General features: G+C 39.7%; 20 protein-coding genes and 1 pseudogene. 16 read left to right on the top strand and 5 right to left on the bottom strand.

Annotated elements, in window-relative coordinates; genetic code table 11:
• Window positions 1–211 precede the first annotated feature (211 nt).
• From ACZ9EE_RS31265 to ACZ9EE_RS31255, 3 genes are all read left to right on the top strand, one after another.
• On the top strand, window positions 212–1,192 hold the full coding sequence (locus ACZ9EE_RS31265) for a macro domain-containing protein (protein WP_476032489.1): 981 nt from the start codon (window positions 212–214) through the stop codon (window positions 1,190–1,192).
• Window positions 1,193–1,269: 77 nt separating this feature from the next.
• Window positions 1,270–1,923 (top strand): vWA domain-containing protein, encoded by a 654-nt coding sequence (locus ACZ9EE_RS31260; protein ID WP_476032487.1) that lies wholly within the window; start codon window positions 1,270–1,272, stop codon window positions 1,921–1,923.
• A 304-nt stretch (window positions 1,924–2,227) separates the two neighbouring features.
• Entirely contained in the window at window positions 2,228–3,478 is a 1,251-nt protein-coding gene (locus tag ACZ9EE_RS31255) for an ATP-binding protein (protein WP_476032485.1), read from the top strand.
• Window positions 3,479–3,788: 310 nt separating this feature from the next.
• Here ACZ9EE_RS31255 and ACZ9EE_RS31250 read toward each other — a convergent pair whose 3' ends face one another.
• A complete protein-coding gene (locus ACZ9EE_RS31250) occupies window positions 3,789–4,172 on the bottom strand; it encodes a DUF1398 family protein (RefSeq protein WP_476032483.1) in 384 nt (127 codons plus the stop codon).
• A 316-nt stretch (window positions 4,173–4,488) separates the two neighbouring features.
• On the opposite strand from ACZ9EE_RS31250, the gene ACZ9EE_RS31245 reads away from it, so the two are divergent.
• The 3 genes from ACZ9EE_RS31245 to ACZ9EE_RS31235 all read left to right on the top strand — a co-directional run bounded on the left by ACZ9EE_RS31245 (window position 4,489) and on the right by ACZ9EE_RS31235 (window position 7,665).
• Complete coding sequence (locus ACZ9EE_RS31245) at window positions 4,489–5,211, top strand: DUF2161 domain-containing phosphodiesterase (RefSeq protein ID WP_476032481.1); 723 nt, start codon at window positions 4,489–4,491, stop codon at window positions 5,209–5,211.
• 415 nt (window positions 5,212–5,626) lie between these two features.
• Complete coding sequence (locus ACZ9EE_RS31240) at window positions 5,627–5,833, top strand: hypothetical protein (protein ID WP_476032479.1); 207 nt, start codon at window positions 5,627–5,629, stop codon at window positions 5,831–5,833.
• Window positions 5,834–6,417: 584 nt separating this feature from the next.
• A complete protein-coding gene (locus ACZ9EE_RS31235) occupies window positions 6,418–7,665 on the top strand; it encodes a Bcr/CflA family multidrug efflux MFS transporter (protein ID WP_476032477.1) in 1,248 nt (415 codons plus the stop codon).
• A 118-nt stretch (window positions 7,666–7,783) separates the two neighbouring features.
• Here the strand turns inward: ACZ9EE_RS31235 and ACZ9EE_RS31230 are convergent, their stop codons facing one another.
• Both ACZ9EE_RS31230 and ACZ9EE_RS31225 read right to left on the bottom strand, forming a co-directional pair.
• Complete coding sequence (locus ACZ9EE_RS31230) at window positions 7,784–7,957, bottom strand: hypothetical protein (RefSeq protein ID WP_476032475.1); 174 nt, start codon at window positions 7,955–7,957, stop codon at window positions 7,784–7,786.
• A gap of 216 nt (window positions 7,958–8,173) precedes the next feature.
• The gene (locus tag ACZ9EE_RS31225; protein ID WP_476032473.1) at window positions 8,174–9,643 is read right to left on the bottom strand and encodes a flavin monoamine oxidase family protein; all 1,470 of its coding nucleotides are present in this window, start codon (window positions 9,641–9,643) and stop codon (window positions 8,174–8,176) included.
• Window positions 9,644–9,884: 241 nt separating this feature from the next.
• Here ACZ9EE_RS31225 and ACZ9EE_RS31220 point away from each other — a divergent pair, with 241 nt between their 5' ends.
• On the top strand, window positions 9,885–10,691 hold the full coding sequence (locus tag ACZ9EE_RS31220) for a hypothetical protein (RefSeq protein ID WP_476032471.1): 807 nt from the start codon (window positions 9,885–9,887) through the stop codon (window positions 10,689–10,691).
• A gap of 292 nt (window positions 10,692–10,983) precedes the next feature.
• Window positions 10,984–11,481, top strand: a complete 498-nt coding sequence (locus tag ACZ9EE_RS31215; RefSeq protein WP_476032470.1) for a hypothetical protein — start codon at window positions 10,984–10,986, stop codon at window positions 11,479–11,481.
• A gap of 169 nt (window positions 11,482–11,650) precedes the next feature.
• Here the strand turns inward: ACZ9EE_RS31215 and ACZ9EE_RS31210 are convergent, their stop codons facing one another.
• On the bottom strand, window positions 11,651–11,833 hold the full coding sequence (locus tag ACZ9EE_RS31210; RefSeq protein WP_098527274.1) for a hypothetical protein: 183 nt from the start codon (window positions 11,831–11,833) through the stop codon (window positions 11,651–11,653).
• 392 nt (window positions 11,834–12,225) lie between these two features.
• Between ACZ9EE_RS31210 and ACZ9EE_RS31205 the strand changes: the two genes are divergently transcribed.
• The 4 genes and pseudogenes from ACZ9EE_RS31205 to ACZ9EE_RS31190 all read left to right on the top strand — a co-directional run bounded on the left by ACZ9EE_RS31205 (window position 12,226) and on the right by ACZ9EE_RS31190 (window position 16,019).
• Window positions 12,226–13,128: a DMT family transporter gene (locus ACZ9EE_RS31205; RefSeq protein ID WP_476032468.1), complete on the top strand. Its 903-nt coding sequence runs from the start codon at window positions 12,226–12,228 to the stop codon at window positions 13,126–13,128.
• 223 nt (window positions 13,129–13,351) lie between these two features.
• Entirely contained in the window at window positions 13,352–13,927 is a 576-nt protein-coding gene (locus ACZ9EE_RS31200) for a YitT family protein (protein ID WP_476032467.1), read from the top strand.
• Between the two features lie 307 nt (window positions 13,928–14,234).
• Window positions 14,235–15,209, top strand: a complete 975-nt coding sequence (locus ACZ9EE_RS31195; protein ID WP_476032466.1) for a S8 family peptidase — start codon at window positions 14,235–14,237, stop codon at window positions 15,207–15,209.
• Between the two features lie 116 nt (window positions 15,210–15,325).
• Window positions 15,326–16,019, top strand: a pseudogene (locus ACZ9EE_RS31190) (DUF2278 family protein).
• Window positions 16,020–16,128: 109 nt separating this feature from the next.
• Here ACZ9EE_RS31190 and ACZ9EE_RS31185 read toward each other — a convergent pair.
• Window positions 16,129–16,392, bottom strand: a complete 264-nt coding sequence (locus tag ACZ9EE_RS31185) for a hypothetical protein (protein WP_476032465.1) — start codon at window positions 16,390–16,392, stop codon at window positions 16,129–16,131.
• Between the two features lie 187 nt (window positions 16,393–16,579).
• On the opposite strand from ACZ9EE_RS31185, the gene fdhF reads away from it, so the two are divergent.
• The 4 genes from fdhF (at window position 16,580) to ACZ9EE_RS31165 (ending at window position 22,429) form a co-directional block, all read left to right on the top strand.
• Window positions 16,580–19,525 (top strand): formate dehydrogenase subunit alpha, encoded by a 2,946-nt coding sequence (gene fdhF, locus ACZ9EE_RS31180; RefSeq protein ID WP_476033165.1) that lies wholly within the window; start codon window positions 16,580–16,582, stop codon window positions 19,523–19,525.
• Window positions 19,518–20,060 carry a helical membrane plugin domain-containing protein gene (locus ACZ9EE_RS31175; protein WP_476032464.1) on the top strand — a complete coding sequence of 181 codons (543 nt, stop codon included), beginning with the start codon at window positions 19,518–19,520 and terminating at the stop codon, window positions 20,058–20,060. The genes fdhF and ACZ9EE_RS31175 overlap by 8 nt, the downstream gene beginning before the upstream one ends.
• A gap of 73 nt (window positions 20,061–20,133) precedes the next feature.
• Window positions 20,134–20,922, top strand: coding sequence for a formate dehydrogenase accessory sulfurtransferase FdhD (gene fdhD, locus ACZ9EE_RS31170; protein WP_476032463.1), 789 nt, complete (start codon window positions 20,134–20,136; stop codon window positions 20,920–20,922).
• Window positions 20,923–21,223: 301 nt separating this feature from the next.
• Window positions 21,224–22,429, top strand: coding sequence for a hypothetical protein (locus ACZ9EE_RS31165; RefSeq protein ID WP_476032462.1), 1,206 nt, complete (start codon window positions 21,224–21,226; stop codon window positions 22,427–22,429).
• Window positions 22,430–22,441: the final 12 nt, after the last annotated feature.

Here is a 22,441-nt window from a genome sequence, read left to right as displayed (position 1 = left end):
GAGCGAGAAAAAAGAGCTGGCGGATATAGTTGAGTGTATACCAACTTTATCAGCCAGTCTTTTTATGCTGTAGATTTACGTTTTGGGTAGCTGCTGCATATTGCTCATAGTCATACATTTATGGTTTGGGAAGGGAGCAGGAGAACCGTCCCCATGCTTCCTTTTATAGTATAGTAATAATAGCTAGATTAAAGTATTGGGGGCTTCATTTATGCCGTTAGAACTGGTTCGCCATGATATCACGAAGATGAAGGTTGATGTGATTGTGAATGCTGCGAATACTGCGCTGCAAATGGGCGGGGGTGTTTGTGGTGCGATTTTTCAGGCCGCAGGTGCCCGCGAGTTACAACAAGAATGTGATGAAATTGGCGGCTGCCAGACGGGTGAAGCGGTCATTACGGATGGGTGTAACTTAGATGCCAAATACATCATCCATACACCCGGTCCTATTTGGGAAGGGGGAAACCGCCAAGAAGCTGATCTATTAAAGGCTTGTTATCTTAACTCGTTGGAACTGGCAAAAAATCATCAATGTGAATCGATTGCTTTTCCGTTAATATCGACGGGCATCTATGGTTATCCAAAGGAACAAGCCTTACAGATAGCGGTTTCCGCCATTAGTTCCTTTTTACTGAACCATGAGATGCTTGTTTTCCTGGTGGTTTTTGATAAACGTTCATTCGGGTTAACAAAGAAATTGTTTTCTTCCATTAATGAATATATCGATGAGCATTATGTAGATGAAGCGGAAAACATGTTTAATCGGAATCGGGAAGAACACTATATCTTGGAACAACAGCAGGATCTGTTCCAAGAAGCAGAATATTCGTTGGTCGATTTGTTAGACCAGCTTAATGAATCTTTTTCGGATCGGTTGTTACGTTTTATTGATGAGAAAGGCTTGACGGATGTGGAGACGTATAAACGGGCCAATATTGACCGGCGGTTATTCTCTAAAATTCGCAATGAAGCTGATTATACGCCAAAAAAGAAGACCGCTGTTGCGTTTGCGATTGCATTACAATTAAATTTAGCGGAAACAAATGAACTGCTTGAGGCGGCCGGCTACACGTTATCACGGAGCAGTAAATTTGATGTGATTATTGAGTTCTTTGTTCAACAAGCCAACTACAATATTCATGAAATCAATGGAGCCTTATTTGCTTTCGATCAGCCCATACTCGGTGCTTAAAATGTCGCTTTCCAAGCGACCAATCCCTCCCGGATGAATGCTATCCTTTGTTTATCAAATGACGAAGGATGATGATCATGAAAAGAAATTTAACCGAATTAGTGTTTATTTTAGACAGGAGCGGCTCGATGGGTGGGCTTGAGGCGGATACGATTGGCGGCTATAATGCAATGTTAAAGAAACAGCAGAAAGCCGAAGGTGAAGCGATTGTCACCACCGTATTATTCGACCATCAATACGAACTTTTACATGACCGAATCAATGTCAAGGGTATTTCACTCCTGACCGAAAAGGATTATGAAGTAGGCGGCACCACTGCGTTATTAGACGCGATTGGCTTTACGATTCAAAAAATCGTCAATGTGCAAAAACGAACGAGGAAGGAAGAACAGGCAGAAAAAGTATTGTTTGTGATTACCACAGAGGGAATGGAAAATGCCAGCCGCGAGTTCACAGCGGAGAAGATTAAAAAAATGGTTCATCACCAAAAAGAGCAATATGGCTGGGATTTCTTATTTCTTGGCGCGAATATTGATGCCATCTCAACAGCTGCACGATTTGGAATTGATGAGGACTTCGCGGTCGATTACCATGCTGATGACGTCGGGACACAATTAAATTATGAAGCAGTTAATGAAGCAGTCAGCAGCCTTCGAAGCGGTAAAAAGATTGATCGAAACTGGAAAAAAGGAATCGAAAACGATTATATTCGGCGTTCGAGGAATGAATAGGAAATCATTTTATTCAAGGGAATACATTGAAATTGTTTAAGACGATAAGGGGAAAAATGGTGAAGGGTCGCTGCGGCGGCCCTTTTCTTGTCGAACAAATCTTCAGAATCATACAAAAAACTTATATTACGTGCATTTTTAATAACAAAAACTGACAAATGATCATCATTTTAAGGTATAATTGGCATAATTAGGTACTATCTTAAATCCATATTTAAATGAATAGACCATTACATATAAGAACAAGATTATCGCCCTATCCAGCACGATTCAAAGATAGAACACAGTATGAAAGGTAACCAAGATGAGTATAATAAAGGATTTTTTGCTGCAATTAACACTTATGGTCCTACCCATATTTACTTACTACACTTTTTTGACCGAGTGGGTAAAGTGTAGAAAAAATAGAATCGTCATCATGTCCATTTTGTGGGGAATATCTATCATATTTTGTATGTCCTTCCCAGTGGATTTTGGCGAAAATGCTCGGATAGAATTAAGAATTATTCCTCTCTTATTAGGAACCCTTTATGGAGGAGTTTGGCCAGGTATCTTCCTATCAGTTCTTATTATCCTTTATCGACTTTATTTTGGAATCAGTGTAGGATTTTATAATACGCTGCTGGTTTTATTATTTTCACTGCCTGTTATCTTATTTTTTCAAAAATCATTTGCGAGTGCGAGAAAAAATAAACGGGTTAAAATTGCTGTTGGTCTAGCCTTTTATTACTGTCTGATTGGCCTGACTATCTTTGGTATTCTAAGAGGATTTACCTTCGATAATCTGAAAGTACAGGGCATTCATCTCATCTTTGCGGTGGTCGTTACTTGGTTTTTCATGGTCCTCAATGAAACCATCAGGGAGATTCACCAGATGCGATCAGAGATGGAAAACACGGAGAAATTGCGAGTGATTAGTGAGTTAACCAGTGTTTTTGCGCATGAAATTAGAAATCCAATGCAAGTGACGCGAGGCTTTCTGCAGCTTCTCAACGAGCCTGAATTGCCTAATGAAAAGAAGAAATATTTACAGTTATCGATTGAAGAATTAGATCGTGCGAATGAAATTATTAATGATTTTTTAACTCTTGGTAAACCTACTATCGATCAAAGCCAGAAAATCGATGTAAGTTATCAGTTAAAACGTGTCGTAAATATCCTGCAAAGTTACTCCCAGAACTATAATGTTGAAATTAAAACAGATTTTTTGGATGATTGTTGGATTTATGCGAATCCTCAAAAATTAAACCAGTCGTTGATTAATATTTTGAAAAATGCAATCGAATCCATGCCGAATGGAGGACTGGTATGGGTTAGTTGTACGGCAACGGATGATGGATATATCAAGATTTCCATAAAGGACGAAGGAATTGGCATGACCAAAGAGCAAATTGATCGGCTTGGATCTCCGTTTTATTCCTTAAAGGAAAGTGGGACCGGACTGGGAATGATGGTTAGTTTTCAAATTGTCCGTTCTTTCAAAGGGAAAATACAAGTGAACAGTGAAAAAGAAAAGGGGACAGAATTTATCATTCTTTTGCCCCAGATAGCCTAACGATTAACGTTTTAATAAATGGATTTACATTAGTCGTTTATGGTTTTTTAGAAATAAATGCAGGTTATAATAAAAAATTCTTGAGGCTAATCATGAATCATGAATCATGAATTAAAAGAGGTATAACGTTCGATTTTGAAAGAAGAATTAAAATTAGTAACTACAATAAACATGCCCTGAATTTTCTATTCAGGACATGTTTTTTATGTCAAATAATTGATGCACATTGGTAACCAATAATAACTTGGAATGTTAGGTAATAAACAACAGATACGTTTTGTAAACCCGAATTAAAAAACGTTCGTTAATTTTAAAGTCGAAGTTGTTCCACGATTTGTTCACCATTCATTCCGACATAAATTGCTTTCTTTTCGTTAATATTTATGTTATAAGTCTTAATTCCTGTGTTCGCTATCTCCCGTAGAAAGTCTAAAAAGGGAAGGGACATGTTTCCAATGATTTCTAATGCTTCATTCCGATCAAAGTCTTTTGAAATCACAAAGTCAACTTGAGGATCTGTTTTTAGCTCTGCGTGCTCGCTTTTGTATGTAGCTTCACCGGTGGCTACATCAATATCGTACTCAGTAATCCCGCTAGTAGATAGTTCATCCAAGAATTCCGCAAAGCTTGTCTTTCCTGTACTTCTTCTTTCAATAATTTTATGTAACTCTTTCTCCGTTAGATCGTCATTCATGATTATTCCTCCAGCTAGAGATTTTCTTCATCATTTTAACCGTAAAGCTAATTCTTATGCCAAAATAGGAACAATCAGATAAGGAAAGCTTTAAATAAAATGGTCAGAAACCATCTCAGCTGAAAAAGAAATAACAGCCAAATAGTCTACTTACCATGGTAAGAAAAAACAGGATAATTACTACAATGATGAACTTTGCCGATTTTAGCCTTTTCCAAGAACACAATATAGGTTAAATTTAATATATAAAATTATTTCTTGTTTTTAAAAAGTATTTTGGGCAGCAAGTTTGGTTTGAATTGGATGGTGATCATATATGACGGAAACAAAAAAGCTGCAAGAGATGGATTTATATAAGCCAATTCAGACTTTTTTCGTAAAAGAAGGCTATGAGGTTTACGGTGAAGTGAAAGATTGTGATATCGTTGCGGTCAAAGATGAACAAATAGTTGTGATTGAATTGAAGCTTACGTTAAGTGTTGATTTGCTTATACAGGCTGCCAAACGACAGCGAATAACAGATCAAGTTTATATTGCCATCCCCAAACCAAAGCATCGTCTTAATTCTAGACGGTGGGCTGATAAATGTCATTTAATTAGAAGGCTGGAATTGGGGTTAATTTTGGTTTCAAGCCCATCGAAACGGGGGAAGACAGAAGTAGTATTTCATCCATCTACATTTGACCGCCGTAAAAGTATGGGGCAAAGCAAGTTAAAAAGAGCAGCTGTTTTGAAGGAAATTAATGGGCGAAGTGCAGACTTCAATGTGGGCGGCAGCAATCGGACTAAAATAATGACAGCCTATAAAGAGACTTGTATCCAAATTGCTTGTTATCTAATGGAGCTGGGACCCTTATCACCGAAAGCGTTAATTCAATTAGGAACTGGAGACAAAACTTCCTCCATTCTTGTTAAAAACTATTATCGTTGGTTTGAAAGAATTAAGAGAGGAACCTATGTAATAAGTGAGAAGGGCAGAGAAGAAATAAAGGAATATCCTGATCTTTTGAATTATTATTTAAGTAGTTTAAAAAACTAGTATTTAGATACACTTGGGCCAGGATAGCTGATAGCTGAAACTCGATTATATTATGATTATACATTTGATTCGATTATAAAAATAAAAAATGTAATTTTAACTTCCGCTTGCTGCTCAAAACATCATACGGGCAAATGTGTGACAGCAGATGGCTAAATGACTTTAATCCTGTCCGAAGTCGAGGCATCTTCTGACAGCAGATGCTAAATTACTTCAATCCTGTCCAAAGTCGAAACATCTTCTGACAGCAGCTGGCTAAATGACTTCAATCCTGTCCAAAGTCGAAACATCTTCTGACAGCAGCTGGCAAAATGACTTCAATCCTGTCCAAAGTCGAGATATCTTCGGACAGCAGCTGGCTAAATGACTTCAGTTCTGTCCGAAGTCGAGGCATCTTCGGACAGCAGCTGGCTAAATGACTTCAATCCTGTCCAAAGTCGAAACATCTTCTGACAGCAGCTGGCTATATGACTTCAATCCTGTCCAAAGTCGAGGCATCTTCGGACAGCAGATGCTATATTACTTTAATCCTGTCCAAAGTCGAGGTATCTTCGGACAACAGATGGCTAAATTACTTCAGTTCTGTCCGAAGTTGAAGCATCTTCGGACAGCAGATGGCTAAATTACTTCAATCCTGTCCAAAGTCGAGGCATCTTCGGACAGCAGATGGCTATATTACTTTAATCCTGTCCAAAGTCGAGGCATCTTCGGACAACAGATGGCTGAATTACTTCAGTTCTGTCCAAAGTCAGGAAATCTTCTTACAAATAAGTTTACCCGACACGCTAAAAAAAACGCTCAGTTTCCCAAATATTTTTTTTGCTATTTTTTTCGTACAAAAGCAGTGTTAATCAGGTTGATAGCTCAGTTGTGCATTTTAATTTTCTACTCGTAACTGAACTACTTAGGCTAATTCCCACCCTTCTTTTATTTGATTCTAATGCACTATTAAAGCTGTCCTTACAACTTACATATATTCAAATAAATTTATTTGTTTACCACTGAGCAATATCGGGTTATAATAAACATTATTTTATTTAGCATGTCGAAATAATTGGAAAAGTTCTTTCGTTATTTTATGGAACAAAGGGGTACAGACATATTGGAGGGGATTCTCTAGATCATCGATTGGGCAGACAATAGGGGTAATGTGAACGTGAAAAGATAGACCATGTGAAAATACTATTTTTAGAAAGGCGATGGACATTGAATAAACCGAGTGGAAAGAAACGAATACAGCTGGCTATACTTTTAGGATCACTTGGACTTTTGGGACCATTTACAATCGATACGTATTTACCGTCCTTTCCAACGATTGTAAAAGATTTTGATACTACAGCATCACTTGTGCAAATTAGTTTAACATCATGCTTATTAGGATTGGGATTGGGGCAATTAGTCATTGGTCCTTTGAGTGATGTAAAAGGCCGCCGGAAACCCTTGCTATTTTTTATCAGCTTGTACTTACTGGCTTCCGTAACATGCTCGTTTGCGCCTAATATCTATTTCCTGATCATCGCGCGTTTAGTCCAGGGCTTTGCTGCGGCAGGTGGACTGGTAATCTCAAGAGCGATTGTTCGAGATCTTTTTAGCGGAAGGGAACTGACGAAGTTCTTTACGATGATGGTGTTAGTAGGTAACCTTGGGCCGATCGTGGCACCGATTGCTGGAGGGGGGATCCTTGCTTTTACCAATTGGCATGGAGTTTTTGTTGCTTTGGCCTGTGTCGGCGCGGTGTTGCTCTTTACTGTTTCTTTTAAACTAGAAGAAACGTTGCCAGAAGAAAACCGTGTTCCAAGTAATTTACCACAGATCATGAAGAATTTTGGTTCTTTATTTAAGGATCGAACGTTCATGGGGTACGCACTAACGCAAGGTTTTACGACGGCTGGGATTTTTGCCTATGTATCTGGGATTCCATTTGTCTATCAGAATATTTATGGGGTAACTCCACAGCAATTTAGTTTATTATTTGGGACAAATGGAATAGCGTTAATTATTGGCAGTCAGTTGGTTGGTCGCTTGGCAGACATCGTTTCGGAGCGGACGTTCTTAAAGATCGGCTTAGCCATCTCTAATATAGCCGGGGCTTGGTTATTGATCGCATTGTTATTAAAAGCTCCGCTTATTGCTGTCGCGATTCCGATTTTCTTTTTTATTTCTTCTATCAGTATTATTGGAACCACATCGTTTGCTTTAGCGATTGAAACGCAAGGACATATTGCCGGCAGTGCTTCTGCCTTATTAGGGTTATTGCCATTTGTTCTTGGCTCCATAACGGCTCCACTTGTGGGTATTGCTGGGGCGTTTACAGGCGTTCCGATGGGTGTCATAATCTTTTGTGCAAGTTTTCTGGCGTTCCTTTCCTATTTTGGATTAGTAAGAAGAGCTTCGCTGAAAATGCAACTATCCAAGGACCAGTGCGTTTTAAAGAAAACCGTCTCTAAGATATAAATGAGAAGGAGAACACATTTCATCAATTAGTGAATGTGTTCTCCTTTATTTGTCTACTATTAATCTTAATAAGAACATAAAGGTAGGATTGTTCCTTTCTTTATCATTTTCTTTAAGGTTAATCCGTATATCTAACACCTTTTAACATCATATCGACATTTATTTTAGCATCTTGAACAATATTTTTTCGAAATTCTTTTGCTTTTTTAAAAGCTTCCATCATTCCTGTTGCTAATATCTTAATCTCTCTAGTCCCGACTGGTTCTTCTAGAAGAAAAATATATTCTTTCATGCTGTTTCACCTCTCAAGTTGTAATTTTAATATAATTATATAGGATATTGAAAGCGATTTCCACTATTTTTTGTGAACGTTTTCAAAAAAATTCATAGGAAGTGGAAGACTGGATTAACCATCAAATTTTTAGCATATCAGTAGGTGGATGATATTAAAACTTTAGCGGACAACTAAAAGGTTGCTCATCGCTCGAGCAACCATACCTATTGTTGTTCATTTTGGCAGGTCATTCACTTCATAAGCGACCCGTATCCCGGATTCAATCGCACCTTGCATCCATCCGTGGGTCATGATGGTATGTTCACCTGCAAAGTGGACTCTTCCTTCGGGTCTAGTGATATAAGGAAACAGCTCGGTTTCTTGACCCGGTTCGAAGGTGGCTAATGCTCCAGTAGAGTAGGGATTATCGACCCAGCTAAACGAAGTCCCAACGATATACTCCGAATAGACCTGGTCTCCGTAAATTTCAGCTAAATTCCTTAAAGCGTATTGAATGCGATCTTCGTCTGATAAACCGTCCCATGTCAAAGCCTCATCGGCCCATGTATAACTGGCCACCATCACAGCAGGTCCACTTGTCCCGATCCCCTGACTCGGGTAATAACTGAAACGGATGGGTAAGTCCGTTATCGATTTTCCTCCAAGTTGATTGGCCCGTTCCCAAAACCTGCTTTTAAATTCTATTCCTATTTTGGTTGCGGCCATATAGTTCAATTCACGAATCGCCCGCCGTTTGTAGTAGGAAAAAGAATGATAAGGCTCCACTTGGACAAATCTTAGAACGGAGAAGGGTATGGTGATGATGGCAAGATCACTGGTTATGGTAGAAGGAGCTAGCGTTTTCGGATGGGAGGAATGGATCGAGACACTATTGGGATGCTGGGTAATTTTGGTCATCCTTTGATTAAACCGAATGACATCCTTTAATTGTGGCAGAAATGCTTTAGGAAGCAAATCCATACCACCTGTTATCTCATAGTAACGTGTTGTTCGGAATTGCGAGGCTTCTCGCAATACTTCAAGAAAGGACATTCCCATATAGGCTTCGTAATCAAGCAGCACACCAATCATATCAACCGCGCCTTTAGAAAATGTCGTTCCATATTGATAATGGTAAAATTTTAGGAACGAACCAAGCGAGTAGTCACTAAATTCTTTTTCTATAAAGCGCCAATTTTTTTGAGGATTTTTATTAATAAAATCCACAATGGGCTGTAAAGCTAAATTTAAAAGGTCTTCGGCGCTTTTCCCTTTTTCGTTGGGCGCTACTGGAAAGTGAAGGATATCCGGATAACGTTCAAAGATGTTCAGTCGTGTTTTGATTCCGTTAATATAAAGAATATCGACGTCGGTTCGGTTAATGAACACGTTTAAATTTAACCCAAATTTCTTAATATACTCTAAGGTTAAATAATGTGATTCTGGAATACGCATCGGTCCAGCGTTCATATACAGCCCGTTGTGAAAAGGGGAACGGATGGTATAGATGCGGCCGCCTACCATGTCACTGGCTTCCAAGAGGTTGATCGTGTGACCGGCATCCATCAATAGTGAAGCGGCAACAAGTCCTGCTATTCCAGCGCCAACGATCGTAATATTCTTAGGTACTTTCGACTTGGTCAGCCCATTTCTAATCACGCTGATCATTTGTGGAGTCGTTAACTGATTAGATGGATCAGGCATCCCATCCCCCCTTGTGAATAATTTATTACATTGTATTCACTTCAAGAGGCACCTATGTGTTTATGAGTAATTAGAGGCATGTTCGGGTATGTACTTTTCCTATTTCTGTGCTGTGAAACACTCAAAAGGTCCTGGCGAAATCATCTTTTCCATAGGACTACTCTATTTTTCTTGTCATGATTATGGTTATAATAAATTTAAGTTTTTTTGTGGAAAAGGAGTTTTATCGGAGGAGGTTATTATGACAGTTATTCCAGCACAGCGCGATAAAGTCAGTTCCTATCAAAGTCTTCGTTCCTTATATGAACAAAACATCACTGTAAATAGCATTGCCGAACATTTAGATACTTGTCAACTATACGATGATGCTAATGAGATAAAAAACATGATGGTAGCGAAAGACTTTGATATTTTGGGTGTGGAAGAGAACGGAATTGTCATTGGTTATCTGGTAAGAGACGAGCTTCGGGAAGGAACCTGTAAAGAATACTATCGAAGGTTTAGTCCGACTGAGCTTGTTTCAGAATCAACGTCACTTTTACAGACGCTGTTTATTTTCAAAGAAATGGAACGAATTTTTATCCTGGAAGGGAATAGAATCACAAAAGTTGTCACCTTGGCCGATTTACAAAAGCCGCCTGTTCGGATGCTGCTTTTTGGGTTGATTTCCTTATTAGAGATGCATTTATATCGGATTATTCATGATTATTTTCCTAATGATACCTGGAAACAACATTTAAATCCTAATCGGGTCAAATTTGCAGAAGATCTATATGCTCTTCGAAAATCCAAGAATGAAGCGATTCAATTAAGTGATTGCTTGCAGATTTGTGATAAAAGAGACATTGTCCTAAATGAAGACCCATTGAGAAAACAGTTGGGGATTGAGAACAAGACGAAGGGGAAACAGTTTTTTAAAAAGCTAGAAGAACTTCGGAACAATTTGGCCCATTCTCAGGATATCAGCACGGAACACTCTTGGAATGAAACGTTCTCCTTAATCGAACAGACGGAGAATATATTAGAGGAATGCGAAAAGATAAAATAGTCATTTGAAGTTGGTGCTAGACAATGGCACCAACTTTTTTATATAACAAGGTACACTGATATTCGGATGCAGTCGTTCATAAGTTTAAAAGGACCCTGATTAAATTAGCGTCTTATCAGCAGTATATAGGTATTAGATTTTCCACCTATCCAACAAAATATTACGACCGTATGGGCTTTTAAGAAAATCCATGATAAGTGGGTAATACCGAGTAGATTGGATAAAATATGTTGTGGGAATGTTGCTAACCAAGTTAGTAGCTCATTCCTATACAACAAGGGAGTGAAAATAGATGACTGAAAATAACGAACGCAATCAATATGGTGGAAACACAAACCAAGGCGGCAACAACGCTACGAACCAAGCTGATAACAATGCAACGAACCAAACTGGTAACAATGCAACGAACCAGGCTGGTAACAATGCAACAAACCAAGCTGGTAACAATGCAACGAACCAAACTGGTAACAATGCAACGAACCAGGCTGGTAACAATGCAACAAACCAAGCTGGTAACAATGCAACGAACCAAACTGGTAACAATGCAACGAACCAGGCTGGTAACAATGCAACAAACCAAGGTGGAAGTGACGTTGGTGAAGCGGTAGGTACGGTAGGCGGCGGTGCAGCTGGAGCTATGGTTGGATCTATTTTGGGACCAATCGGTACTGTCGCAGGTGGACTTGCAGGCGGTGCACTCGGAAACCAAATTGGCGAGGAAGCTGGCGGAAATAACAATGCTTCTAACAACCGAAATGCCACCAATAACAGCGGCTCAATGAACCAGTAGTTTTTTAAAAACAATCAGCCAGAACACAGCGGTAATCTGGCTGATTTTCTTCTTCTTGGTATTTCCTCTCATTTTTTCGTTTCATTTGTTTCACGTTGCAACCATCAAAACCTGGGGAACGAAAAAAAAGAAGGTACTTTCACCTTCCAAATTTTTTATTGATTCAGTTTTAAGTTCGCTGAATTGTAGAGAGTGAGAAGTTTTTCACCATCTTTTGCAGGTTTCGATGACCTTCTCTTAATTTTATCGTTTCTTCGATGATTTTTTGAAATCCTTCCAAATCCCGATCAGATGCATTTAATAAAGACTTTGGAAGACCTTCGACGAGTTGTTGTAGGGTTAGTTCATTCAAGGATCATACCACCTTTCAACTTATTCGTAAGACATCTGTTTTGTCTTGTCTTTAATATTTTGTATAAAGATGACTTTTTCCTGCCCCCACGTTATAAAACTTATCTACACGAATCTCCATATTTTATAAAGAATAGAAAAAATACTCCTTTTTCTTGCAAATTAAGACGGTAAATCTAACAGGGAATCTACTAATTGTAGAAAAATATTATTTTCAATTGTTTGTTTGTGGGTATGGAAATTATGCTAAAGTATACTTTGGCATTTATGACGAATTATTTATTTTTTAAAGTAGGAGAATTTAACAGGACTACCGAGAGAGCAAATCAATTGTTTATTTCAATAAAATAAGTATTATTGTTAAAGTGACTTAACAACTAAGGGGGGACATCTATGGGAAAAATTTCGCGAACAAGAACGGTTTTATTACTTACTTTTCTTGTTATTGTTTGGGGGATCAATTGGCCATTATCAAAAATGGCACTTAACTATACACCACCATTATTGTTCGCAGGCTTAAGAACGTTACTAGGCGGGCTTATCTTGCTCATTTTTGCATTACCAAGATATAAGCAACTTCGTTTTAGGGAAACCTGGCATTTATATTTCATTTCTTCCTTCCTAAACATTATTATGTTTTACGGTCTGCAAACAGTGGGATTAGGTTATATGCCGGCGGGACTATTTTCCGCTATTGTGTTCATTGAGCCCGTTCTACTTGGGATTTTTTGTTGGATTTGGTTGGGTGAATCAATGTATCGATTAAAGGTTATCGGTTTAATTCTTGGCTTTGCAGGTGTTGCCATCATCAGCTCTGGGGGTTTTTCCGGTGATATTTCGGTGATTGGCATTATTCTTGCTTTAGGTTCTGCGATTGGTTGGGGATTAGGGACCGTTTTTGTAAAGAAAACGGGTAATCGTGTTGATTCCCTATGGATGGTTACCCTTCAACTAATTATTGGTGGAATCTTTTTATCATGTGTAGGTTCGAGCTTTGAGAGCTGGTCAAGTATTCAATGGAAATTACCGTTTATATCAAACTTGCTTTTTATCTCTATCTTTGTGATTGCTTTTGGCTGGCTTATTTTCTTTACACTTGTGGGTTCGGGTGAAGCTAGTAAAGTTGGTTCGTATACTTTTCTAATTCCCCTCATTGCCATTATTTGTAGTTCTTTTCTTTTACATGAATCTATTACTTTTAAATTGGTAATTGGACTTTTATTCATTGTTTTTAGCATTTGTCTTGTAAATATCAACCTTAAACCTCAAAAAGTAAAAGCACGGATCCATTTATAGCAAAGTTGTTAGAAGAATAGATGATTCTTTGGTTCGATTAAATAATCAATAGTCTTATAAGCTGCCAAATGGGACTGATGACAAATTTTGTCATTAGTCCCATTTAGTGGCTTTTTTCTTATTGAGGTTAAATGGCGATGAATTCCAGTTGCAACAAACTCATTGACAAAAAGATTCTTAATTTAACAGAGGAGACATAGTATAGGTTAAAAGCTAAAATAAGGTGATTGTTATTCTTCAAAAATTTGCCGCTACTCTCATCGGGAGTTTATTATTAGGAATTGGGGTAAATGGATTTTTAGTTCCTAACCACTTGATAGATGGGGGAATCATCGGAATAGCTCTTATTCTTCATTACTATTTTGAAGTTCAGACAGGAATGACAATGTTTATATTAAGTCTTCCAATTTGCATGCTTTCATCCATATTTTATAAAGGATATTTTTTTAATAGTTTGCAAGGGTTATTGATTTCTTCTTTATTTATCGATTTACTTTCTCCAATCAGTTCCCAATTCGATGTTTCTAGCTTAGAAGGTGCTTTAATTGGAGGAGTCTTAATCGGTGTAGGAGTAGCGCTTATGCTTAGATATGAGACAAGCACTGGGGGAACTGATTTACTTGCTAAAATTATATCAAAAACGACTTCGGTCAATATTGCAATTGTCATTATTTTAATTGACGGATTTATCGTCTTGGCTGGGTATGCTTTATTTGATTTAGAAAGATTCCTTTGTTCTTGTCTGGCAATCATTATCATCGGTTTAATCACCTCATTATTGATAAAAAAAATTGAATAAATCTAAAATATTAGCAGAATTGGTAAAAAACGACCGTTTAAAGGAAAAAGGACTTTAGTTAAGTGTTGAAGCTGAAAAGGAGTTGCTGTGCAACTCTTTTTTTTAATGTTGTATTAACAGGTCATTCCAACCAGACATTTTCTTATATTTCTGTATAAATAGTAATTGAAAAAGGCAGATACCTAAAATAGGAAAAAAGGACGGGAACAAATGTACGTAAAAAGAATCTGTTTTAATAGAATCAGACGGGTTAAACTATTATTATCATCATGGGTTGACTTCAATGAAACTAACAGGAGGGGATAACATGGAACGAAAAGTACGCTTAATTCCTTACCGATTGATTGCTGAGGTTGAAGAAGTAACCGAGGTGCCAATGGGAATCGAAATGATTCAGGCTCCAAAAGTCTGGGAACAAACAAAAGGAAAGGGCATGACCGTTGCCATCCTCGATACCGGCTGTGATCTAACTCATCCTGACTTGAAGGAACGGATTATCGGCGGACGGAATTTCACGAATGATGATAATGGGAGTGAAGATGTTTATCGGGATTATAATGGCCATGGCACCCATGTAGCTGGCACGATCGCAGCAACGCAAAATCAACAAGGGGTTGTCGGTGTTGCTCCTGAAGCTAATCTATTAATTGTCAAAGTCCTTGATAAAAACGGTTCGGGTCAATATGAATGGATCATTAATGGCATTAACTATGCAATTGAACAAAAGGTTGACATTATTTCGATGAGCCTGGGCGGTCCTGAAGATGTTCCGGAGTTACATGAAGCCATTCAAAAGGCAGTCGAGAATCATATTCTTGTCGTATGTGCGGCCGGCAATGAAGGCGATGGACAGGATGTCACCAATGAATTTGATTATCCCGGATCCTACAATGAGGTAATCAGTGTTGGAGCCATCAACCTGGATAGACGAATCTCTGATTTTAGTAATTCGAATAATGAAGTGGATCTCGTCGCTCCTGGAGAAACGATTCTTTCCACTTATCTGGATGGAAAATATGCGAAGCTCAGCGGAACGTCCATGGCCACTCCACATGTATCTGGTGCGCTAGCTCTTATCAAAGCGATTGCGACCGAAACATTTGAGAGGGAGTTAACCGTAACTGAGCTCTATGCGCAATTAATCAAGAGAACAGTTCCTCTTGGTGATTCTCCAAAGTTAGAAGGAAATGGACTGTTGTATCTGACGACGGCTGATTATTTAAAGAAAGTATTCAGCAATCAGGTGAAAGCAGAGGTAGCTGAAGTTTTAATAAACAACTAGATATATAAAGCAGTGTCAACGAATTCTTTTGGCATTGCTTTATTTATAGCTTTATTTAGCTATATTAAATAGAAAGACGATTGGAAATAACCATCTAAAAAGGGAGGGACTTGATTATGCCTCTAAAACGGTATGGTGTTCTAAAGGGCAGAGCCATTCAAACGATGATGGGAAGAGGGGATAAGCCCCATTTCCAGGTACTAATCGAGGATAGGCAAAGTACGAAATATCGGATTGCCATTAATATAAAATCGGAAGCTCAACCATCAGAAGTATTATATTTTGTGGATGAGGACTTCCACTCCGAACACACCAATAAATTACCAGATTTACCTGATGGTTTAACCTTCATCCCAGTAAATAGTCCTGACATGGGACTGGATTATATCAGAGGAAACTTGTTTGATTCAGCCAAGATGATTCCTTTGGCTTCTGATGTAGAAGGTCCTGATAATGATTTAAACGAGAAAATTCAGTCTTATTTTAGCCATGCGGTTGACCATAAGGCGATCATTTACACGTATGGAGACATCTGGGGGCCGGAACAGGGTCGGCCAGATACCTATTTTCATTTTTCACCGGGTAACGGTATCCATGATATTCATATGAATCAGGGTAATAGTGGACGCTGGGAAACTGATAACGGGATCTGGCAGGATGGAGGAATTTTCATTCATTTTGAACAGGAGAATAGGTGGGCAGCGATCTTTTTGGCCTTTCAATCCCAATCTTGGTGTACCGATAAGAAACGGTGATGTCATCACAGAAGTTGAAAAATGTAACTATCAAACTAAAATGGTTTCGAAATAGAGAATCGTATTGTTATAACCAATCAAGGGCACTAGTGGTCATCACTAGTGCCTGCAGAACCTAAAGTCTCGTTAACCCCCTTATGACATAGTTTCTTTGATGAATCAATTTAAAGTAAATCATCCCCCGGTTCCCGATACTGCAGCACTCCATAGAGAACACCCTCCAACGGAATTTCATTTTTCTTCAAATTGATATTTTGGCTGTAAGGAATAATTATGTATGTTTCACCGTTCTCCTTGTTTACCTCTCGTCTAAATTTCCTGTATAAGAGATCTCGCGCGACCTCCAAAGACGACGCTTCTATTGTATCTACCATTCGGTACCTATATTTGCCATTCCCGTTTTTCGTTTTTAAAATAATATATTTCATGAAGATTCGTCCTTTTATTAAGTTATTTACCACAATTTCACAATCTGCAAACCTGCTTTTTACCCTATTTTCATTGAACTAATCGGATTTGGTGTTAATTTTTTAACCGATGGGGTATTTAGAAAGGTGAGAATCATTGCATTCATCATAAAGCAGAAAGGGTGAAGCCATATTGGTAAAAAACATAATGGTTACGATTAACGGTGAAATTGTTCCGGCAGCGGAAGGCCAGACAGTCCTCGAATACCTTAACAACAGCTCGATTGAAGTTCCGCAGGTGTGCTATCATCCCAGTCTCGGGCCGATTGAAACTTGTGACGCTTGTATCGTAGAAGTAAATGGGGAACTTGTCAGGTCCTGTTCGACCCCTTTAAACGAGGGGGATGTCATCAGAACGACGAGCCCGCTTGTGAAAAAATCGCAAACAGCGGCGATGGACAACATTCTCCGTAATCATGAATTATATTGTACGGTTTGTGATTATAACAATGGTGGCTGCGAAATACATAATACCGTGAAGGAGATGCGCATTAACCATCAGAGTATTCCTTGGAAGCAGAAACCGTATCAGGAGGATATGTCGAATCCTTTTTATCGCTATGATCCTGACCAGTGTATCTTGTGTGGACGCTGTGTCGAGGCCTGCCAGGATGTACAGGTCACTGAAACGCTGCGAATTGATTGGGATAGAGAGCATCCACGGGTTATCTGGGATAATGACGTTCCTATAAACGAATCCTCCTGTGTATCGTGCGGGCATTGTTCGACTGTTTGTCCTTGTAACGCGATGATGGAAAAAGGGATGCTCGGGGAAGCCGGATATTTGACGGGCATTGAAGGTGGAACGCTTCGTTCGATGATCGAATTGACCAAAGGAGTGGAGACCGGTTATGGTTCGATCCTGACCGTGTCCGATATGGAATCCGCGATGCGTGAGGCGCGAGTGAAACGCACCAAAACGGTTTGTACTTTTTGCGGTGTCGGCTGCAGTTTTGACGTCTGGACAAAAGGACGTGAGATTTTAAAGGTCGAACCAAATGCAGAAGCACCGGCAAATGGAATTTCCACTTGTGTGAAAGGGAAATTCGGCTGGGATTTTGTAAACAGTCAAGAACGGCTGACGAAGCCGCTGATCCGGGAAGGTGACAGTTTCCGTGAAGCAGAATGGGAGGAGGCCCTCGATTTAATCGCCAACCGGTTCCGCAAGATTCGCAGTCAATATGGACCGCAATCGCTGGGCTTTATTACTTCTTCCAAATGCACAAATGAAGAATCCTATTTAATGCAAAAATTGGCCCGACAAGTGATCGGTACAAATAATGTCGATAACTGTTCCCGTTATTGCCAGACACCGGCAACGGTTGGTCTGCACAGAACGGTTGGTTATGGCGGTGATGCTGGATCGATTAAGGACATTGCAAACGCAGGTCTTGTTATCATTGTCGGTTCGAATACAGCGGAAGCACACCCTGTGTTAGCCACAAGGGTTAAGCGCGCCCATAAATTGAACGGTCAAAAATTGATTGTGGCCGACCTTCGTGAGCACGAGATGGCAGCCCGTGCAGACCTGTACATTCACCCAAGAGCCGGGTCCGATTTAGTATGGCTATCGGCGGTGACCAAATATATCATCGATATGGGCTGGGCAGATGAAGAGTTTATCGCAAACCATGTAAATGGCTTCGAAGAATACAGGGTAAGCCTCGCTCCCTATACGTTAGGTTATGCCGAAGAAGTGACAGGTCTTTCCAAAGAGACACTCATGCAAATCGCGGAAATGATCCGTGATGCCGACGGAACAGCGATTCTTTGGGCGATGGGTGTGACGCAGCATCTGGGCGGAAGTGACACAAGTACAGCCATTTCTAACTTGTTGCTGGTTACGGGCAACTATGCACGGCCAGGCGCAGGAGCGTACCCGCTCCGTGGCCATAATAACGTTCAAGGTGCAGGCGACATGGGCAGCGCGCCGGATAACTTTCCGGGATATCAGCGTGTGGACGACCCTGAAGTACTGGCAAAATTTGAACAGGCCTGGGGCGTTAAGCTCTCATCGGAAGCCGGTATTAATAATCACGAAATGATTGAGGGAATACACCAAGGCACGGTAAAGGCCATGTATGTAAAGGGAGAGGAAATGGGATTGGTTGATTCCAACATCAACCATGTCCATGCGGCATACGAAAAACTCGACTTCTTTGTCGTTCAGGATATTTTCTTCTCCCGGACTGCCCAATATGCGGATGTCGTACTGCCAGCAAGCCCAAGTCTTGAAAAAGAAGGAACCTTTACCAATACGGAACGCCGTATACAACGACTGTATCAGGTCTTTGAACCGCTAGGAGATTCCAAGCCTGACTGGGAAATTATTCAGTTAGTTGCAAACCGGCTTGGTGCTAATTGGAATTACCAGCATCCAAGTGACATCATGGAAGAAGCCGCGATGCTGATGCCGATTTATGCAGGTGTCACATATGAAAGATTAGAAGGCTATAAGAGTTTGCAATGGCCGGTAAAACCGGATGGGACCGATACACCGCTGCTTTACACGGATGGATTTCATTTCCCGGATCGAAAGGCCAGGCTTTATCCGGTACAATGGACAAAGCCGCTTGTTTTTGAAAAACAATATGATCTCCATCTTAACAATGGCCGCTTATTGGAGCACTTTCATGAAGGAAATCTCACTTACAAATCAAAAGGGATTTCAGAAAAGACGCCGGAGGTTTTTCTTGAAGTATCCCCTGAGCTTGCTGCAGAACGCGGTCTTAATGACGGAACGCTTGTCCGCCTGACTTCACCGTTTGGTAATATTAAAGTCAAATGTACCATCACCGCGCGCGTCAAGGGCAATGAAGTGTATCTGCCAATGAATGATACAGGGGACGGGGCTGTCAATTTCCTGACCAGCAGTGCAGCAGATAAAGATACCGATACACCAGCTTACAAGGATACTCGGGTTAAAATGGAGATTTTACAGCAAGAAGGGATAAATCCATTGCCAATCATCAATTTCCGGTATGGGAATCCCCAGCCGCAAATCGGTGTTCAAGTCGAGAAGAAATGGGCCCGTAAGGATTATGTCTTCCCGGGTGATCTTGTCAAGGAAAGGGAGCGATCCACGAATGGCTAAAGCAATCAAGCAAATCCAGCGAATCGAGATTTCAGAAGAGGAACAGCGTAAACAAGATTTACGAGAAATAGAGGATTCCTTATTAAAAAATAAGGAGGTGTTACTCGATACACTTGATCTGGTCAAGCATATGCATGATCGGGGGATCATTCCTTTATTGAGCGGATTATTTGCAGAGGGAGACAAAGTCCTGCAAATCCTCATAAAAAAGGCTGACACGAAGGAAACTGCCAATACATTAAAAAATCTTCTGTTGATGGTTGGCGTTCTTGGGACGATAAATGTAAAACAGCTTGAACCGATCCTCCTCAAGTTGAACGCCGGTATTGCTAGAGTGTCAGAAAGCAAGGATGATGATGACACAATTGGGTACTTTGATATCGTCAGGTCCTTGAAGGATCCAGAAATTAACCGTTCGATTGCCTTATTTTTTGAATTTTTGAAAGGAATGGGAAGCGAAACAGGACATTTAGAACGGAACACCCAGCTGCCTGAACATCAGGCGCAGCATGCCAATGCCGACCATCGTCTATAAATCTATTGAAGGAAGCAAGATCGTTAAGATGATAAATTTCTGGACTTAAAAAACGATGAGAGGGGTGAAGACGATGTTAAATGAAATCACGACTTCTCAAAGCATTGTTAAGTATAATGGACTCACCTTTATCGAAGAAGTGGATGATATTGCCGTGGAATCGGCATTAACGATTATTCTTGATGGTGAAGAGTTTGCAACCATGGTATGTACACCATCCGAGTTAGAAGAATTGGTGGTTGGTTTCTTGGCTTCGGAGGGCGTTATTCGCGTTTTTCATGATATTCAATCGATTCAAATCGATCAAGAAAAAGGATTCGCGTATGTGGATCTGGTTAAGAAGCAATCGATCCAAAAAGAATTTCATTCCAAGCGCTTCATTGGTTCCTGTTGTGGAAAAGGACGGCAATTTTATTTTCATAATGATGTGATCACCGCTAAGACGATTTTGACGAAGTTAACGATAACACCTGACCAGTGCAAGCAATTAATGATGCAGCTCCAGGAGTGTTCAGTTGATTTTCAGCAAACGGGTGGTGTCCATAATGCCGCCTTGTGTACCAAGGACGGTATCGTGATTTCAAGGATTGATATTGGGCGGCATAATGCGTTAGATAAACTATTTGGTTACTGCCTGATCCAACGAATTTCATTAAAGGAGAAAATCCTTGCTTTCAGCGGCAGAATATCCTCAGAAGTCCTGCTTAAAGCATCCAAGATTGGTGTGGGCATCATCCTATCCAAATCAGCTCCTACTAATCTTGCCTTAAATCTAGCAGCGGATCTTGGCATTACGGCAGTTGGTTTTATTCGCGGAAGAGGCTTCAATGTCTATACCCACCAAGAGCGAATTCAGGGATAGACTATCATATTAGTCCTAGGTTAAATACGATTAAATAAGCAGTGCCCAAGAATTTCTTTGGCACTGTTTTTTTTGCCTGGATTATAACCAACAGCTTTATTATTTATAGAATAATAATATTATTTGACCATTATAAAGAAAACAACTGAATAGCAATGATAAACCCTCTATGCAACCGGTTACATAATGTTTTTAAAATTTACAATTGACTGAAAAGTAAAACTATATTATTATTCTAATAAATAAATCTATTTCGTCCTACGAAAAGATATTTATCATCATTGAGGGGGAAGGTGTAGTTATGTCTCAAATGCTAGCATTAGTCATTATCATCTTAATTTTATTTATTGGGGATTTTGTAGCAGTACGAACTAAAGCATGGGTACCATCCATTTTTATCTGTGCGGTCCTGTTCCTTGCGGGGTATTGGTCTTTTTTTCCTAAGGATATCGTTTCAATCGCAGGTATTCCGCCAGTTGTAGCAACGATGTTGATGTACCTTTTAATCACGAACATGGGAACATTATTATCGCTTCAAGAATTAAAAAACCAATGGAAGACCGTTGTTATCGCTCTTTCGGGAATCATTGGGATCATTGCTCTTTTGCTTGGAGTTGGCACCTTTATTTTCGGTTTTAAAACGATTGTTGTAGCAATCCCTCCTTTAGTTGGCGGTGTAGTATCTGCCTTAATCATGTCAGAAGGAGCAAAGGAAGCAGGTCTCGCATCATTGTCTGTTTTCGCAATTGTCATCTACGTTATGCAGGGATTTGCTGGATATCCACTTACATCGATCATGTTGAAAAAAGAAGGGAAAAGACTGCTTACCCAATACCGTAATGGACAATTAGTGGAAAAGCATATACAAGAAGCAGCGAAAGAAGTGGCCGCAACGACAGAAGCAGGAACGGTCGAGTTAAAGCTTTTTAAAACCATGCCAGAGAAGTATAACACGGATTTCTTTAAATTTTTAAGACTCGCATTTGTAGGGTTTCTTGCCTATGAAGTTTCAACTCTATTAGCACCAGTTGTTTCGATCAGTCCTTTTGTTCTTTGTTTATTATTTGGAGTAATCGCAAAAAGTATCGGTTTCTTAGAAAAACAGGTGTTACAAAAAGCGAATGGTTTCGGTTTAGCCATCATGGCACTTATGCTTTTCATTTTCGATGGTTTAAAACAAGCAACGCCAGGCATGATGCTTGAAATTCTTTATCCGCTGATTGGAACGATTGTTATCGGTGTGATTGGGATGTATATCTTCTCGTTCGTGATAGGGAAAGCCTTAAAAGTAAGCAAAGAAATGGCTTTTGCCGTGTCATTAACGGCGTTATACGGATTTCCAGCTGACTACATCATTACAAATGAAGTAATCAAGTCCTTAACCAATGATGAGAAAGAAAGAGAAGTACTAACAAGCCACATGCTGCCTCCAATGCTCGTTGGCGGGTTTATCACGGTTACGATTGTTTCAGTTATATTGGCAGGTATCTTTGTGAAATTCTTGTAAAATATCGGAGGG

The organism is Bacillus sp. URHA0034 (genome assembly GCF_056280405.1).
The sequence above is the reverse complement of the archived record's forward strand: the minus strand, read 5'-3'. Positions and strand labels throughout refer to the sequence as shown.

Coding starts and splice junctions, on each gene's coding strand:
- ACZ9EE_RS31225 (WP_476032473.1), bottom strand. CDS start 9,643: ATGCCTGATCCATCTAATCAGTTAACGACTCCACAAATGATCAGCGTG.
- ACZ9EE_RS31230 (WP_476032475.1), bottom strand. CDS start 7,957: ATGAAAGAATATATTTTTCTTCTAGAAGAACCAGTCGGGACTAGAGAG.
- ACZ9EE_RS31260 (WP_476032487.1), top strand. CDS start 1,270: ATGAAAAGAAATTTAACCGAATTAGTGTTTATTTTAGACAGGAGCGGC.
- ACZ9EE_RS31265 (WP_476032489.1), top strand. CDS start 212: ATGCCGTTAGAACTGGTTCGCCATGATATCACGAAGATGAAGGTTGAT.
- ACZ9EE_RS31245 (WP_476032481.1), top strand. CDS start 4,489: ATGACGGAAACAAAAAAGCTGCAAGAGATGGATTTATATAAGCCAATT.
- ACZ9EE_RS31255 (WP_476032485.1), top strand. CDS start 2,228: ATGAGTATAATAAAGGATTTTTTGCTGCAATTAACACTTATGGTCCTA.
- ACZ9EE_RS31220 (WP_476032471.1), top strand. CDS start 9,885: ATGACAGTTATTCCAGCACAGCGCGATAAAGTCAGTTCCTATCAAAGT.
- ACZ9EE_RS31195 (WP_476032466.1), top strand. CDS start 14,235: ATGGAACGAAAAGTACGCTTAATTCCTTACCGATTGATTGCTGAGGTT.
- ACZ9EE_RS31240 (WP_476032479.1), top strand. CDS start 5,627: ATGACTTCAATCCTGTCCAAAGTCGAAACATCTTCTGACAGCAGCTGG.
- ACZ9EE_RS31215 (WP_476032470.1), top strand. CDS start 10,984: ATGACTGAAAATAACGAACGCAATCAATATGGTGGAAACACAAACCAA.
- ACZ9EE_RS31185 (WP_476032465.1), bottom strand. CDS start 16,392: ATGAAATATATTATTTTAAAAACGAAAAACGGGAATGGCAAATATAGG.
- fdhD (WP_476032463.1), top strand. CDS start 20,134: ATGTTAAATGAAATCACGACTTCTCAAAGCATTGTTAAGTATAATGGA.
- ACZ9EE_RS31205 (WP_476032468.1), top strand. CDS start 12,226: ATGGGAAAAATTTCGCGAACAAGAACGGTTTTATTACTTACTTTTCTT.
- ACZ9EE_RS31250 (WP_476032483.1), bottom strand. CDS start 4,172: ATGAATGACGATCTAACGGAGAAAGAGTTACATAAAATTATTGAAAGA.
- fdhF (WP_476033165.1), top strand. CDS start 16,580: ATGGTTACGATTAACGGTGAAATTGTTCCGGCAGCGGAAGGCCAGACA.
- ACZ9EE_RS31165 (WP_476032462.1), top strand. CDS start 21,224: ATGTCTCAAATGCTAGCATTAGTCATTATCATCTTAATTTTATTTATT.
- ACZ9EE_RS31175 (WP_476032464.1), top strand. CDS start 19,518: ATGGCTAAAGCAATCAAGCAAATCCAGCGAATCGAGATTTCAGAAGAG.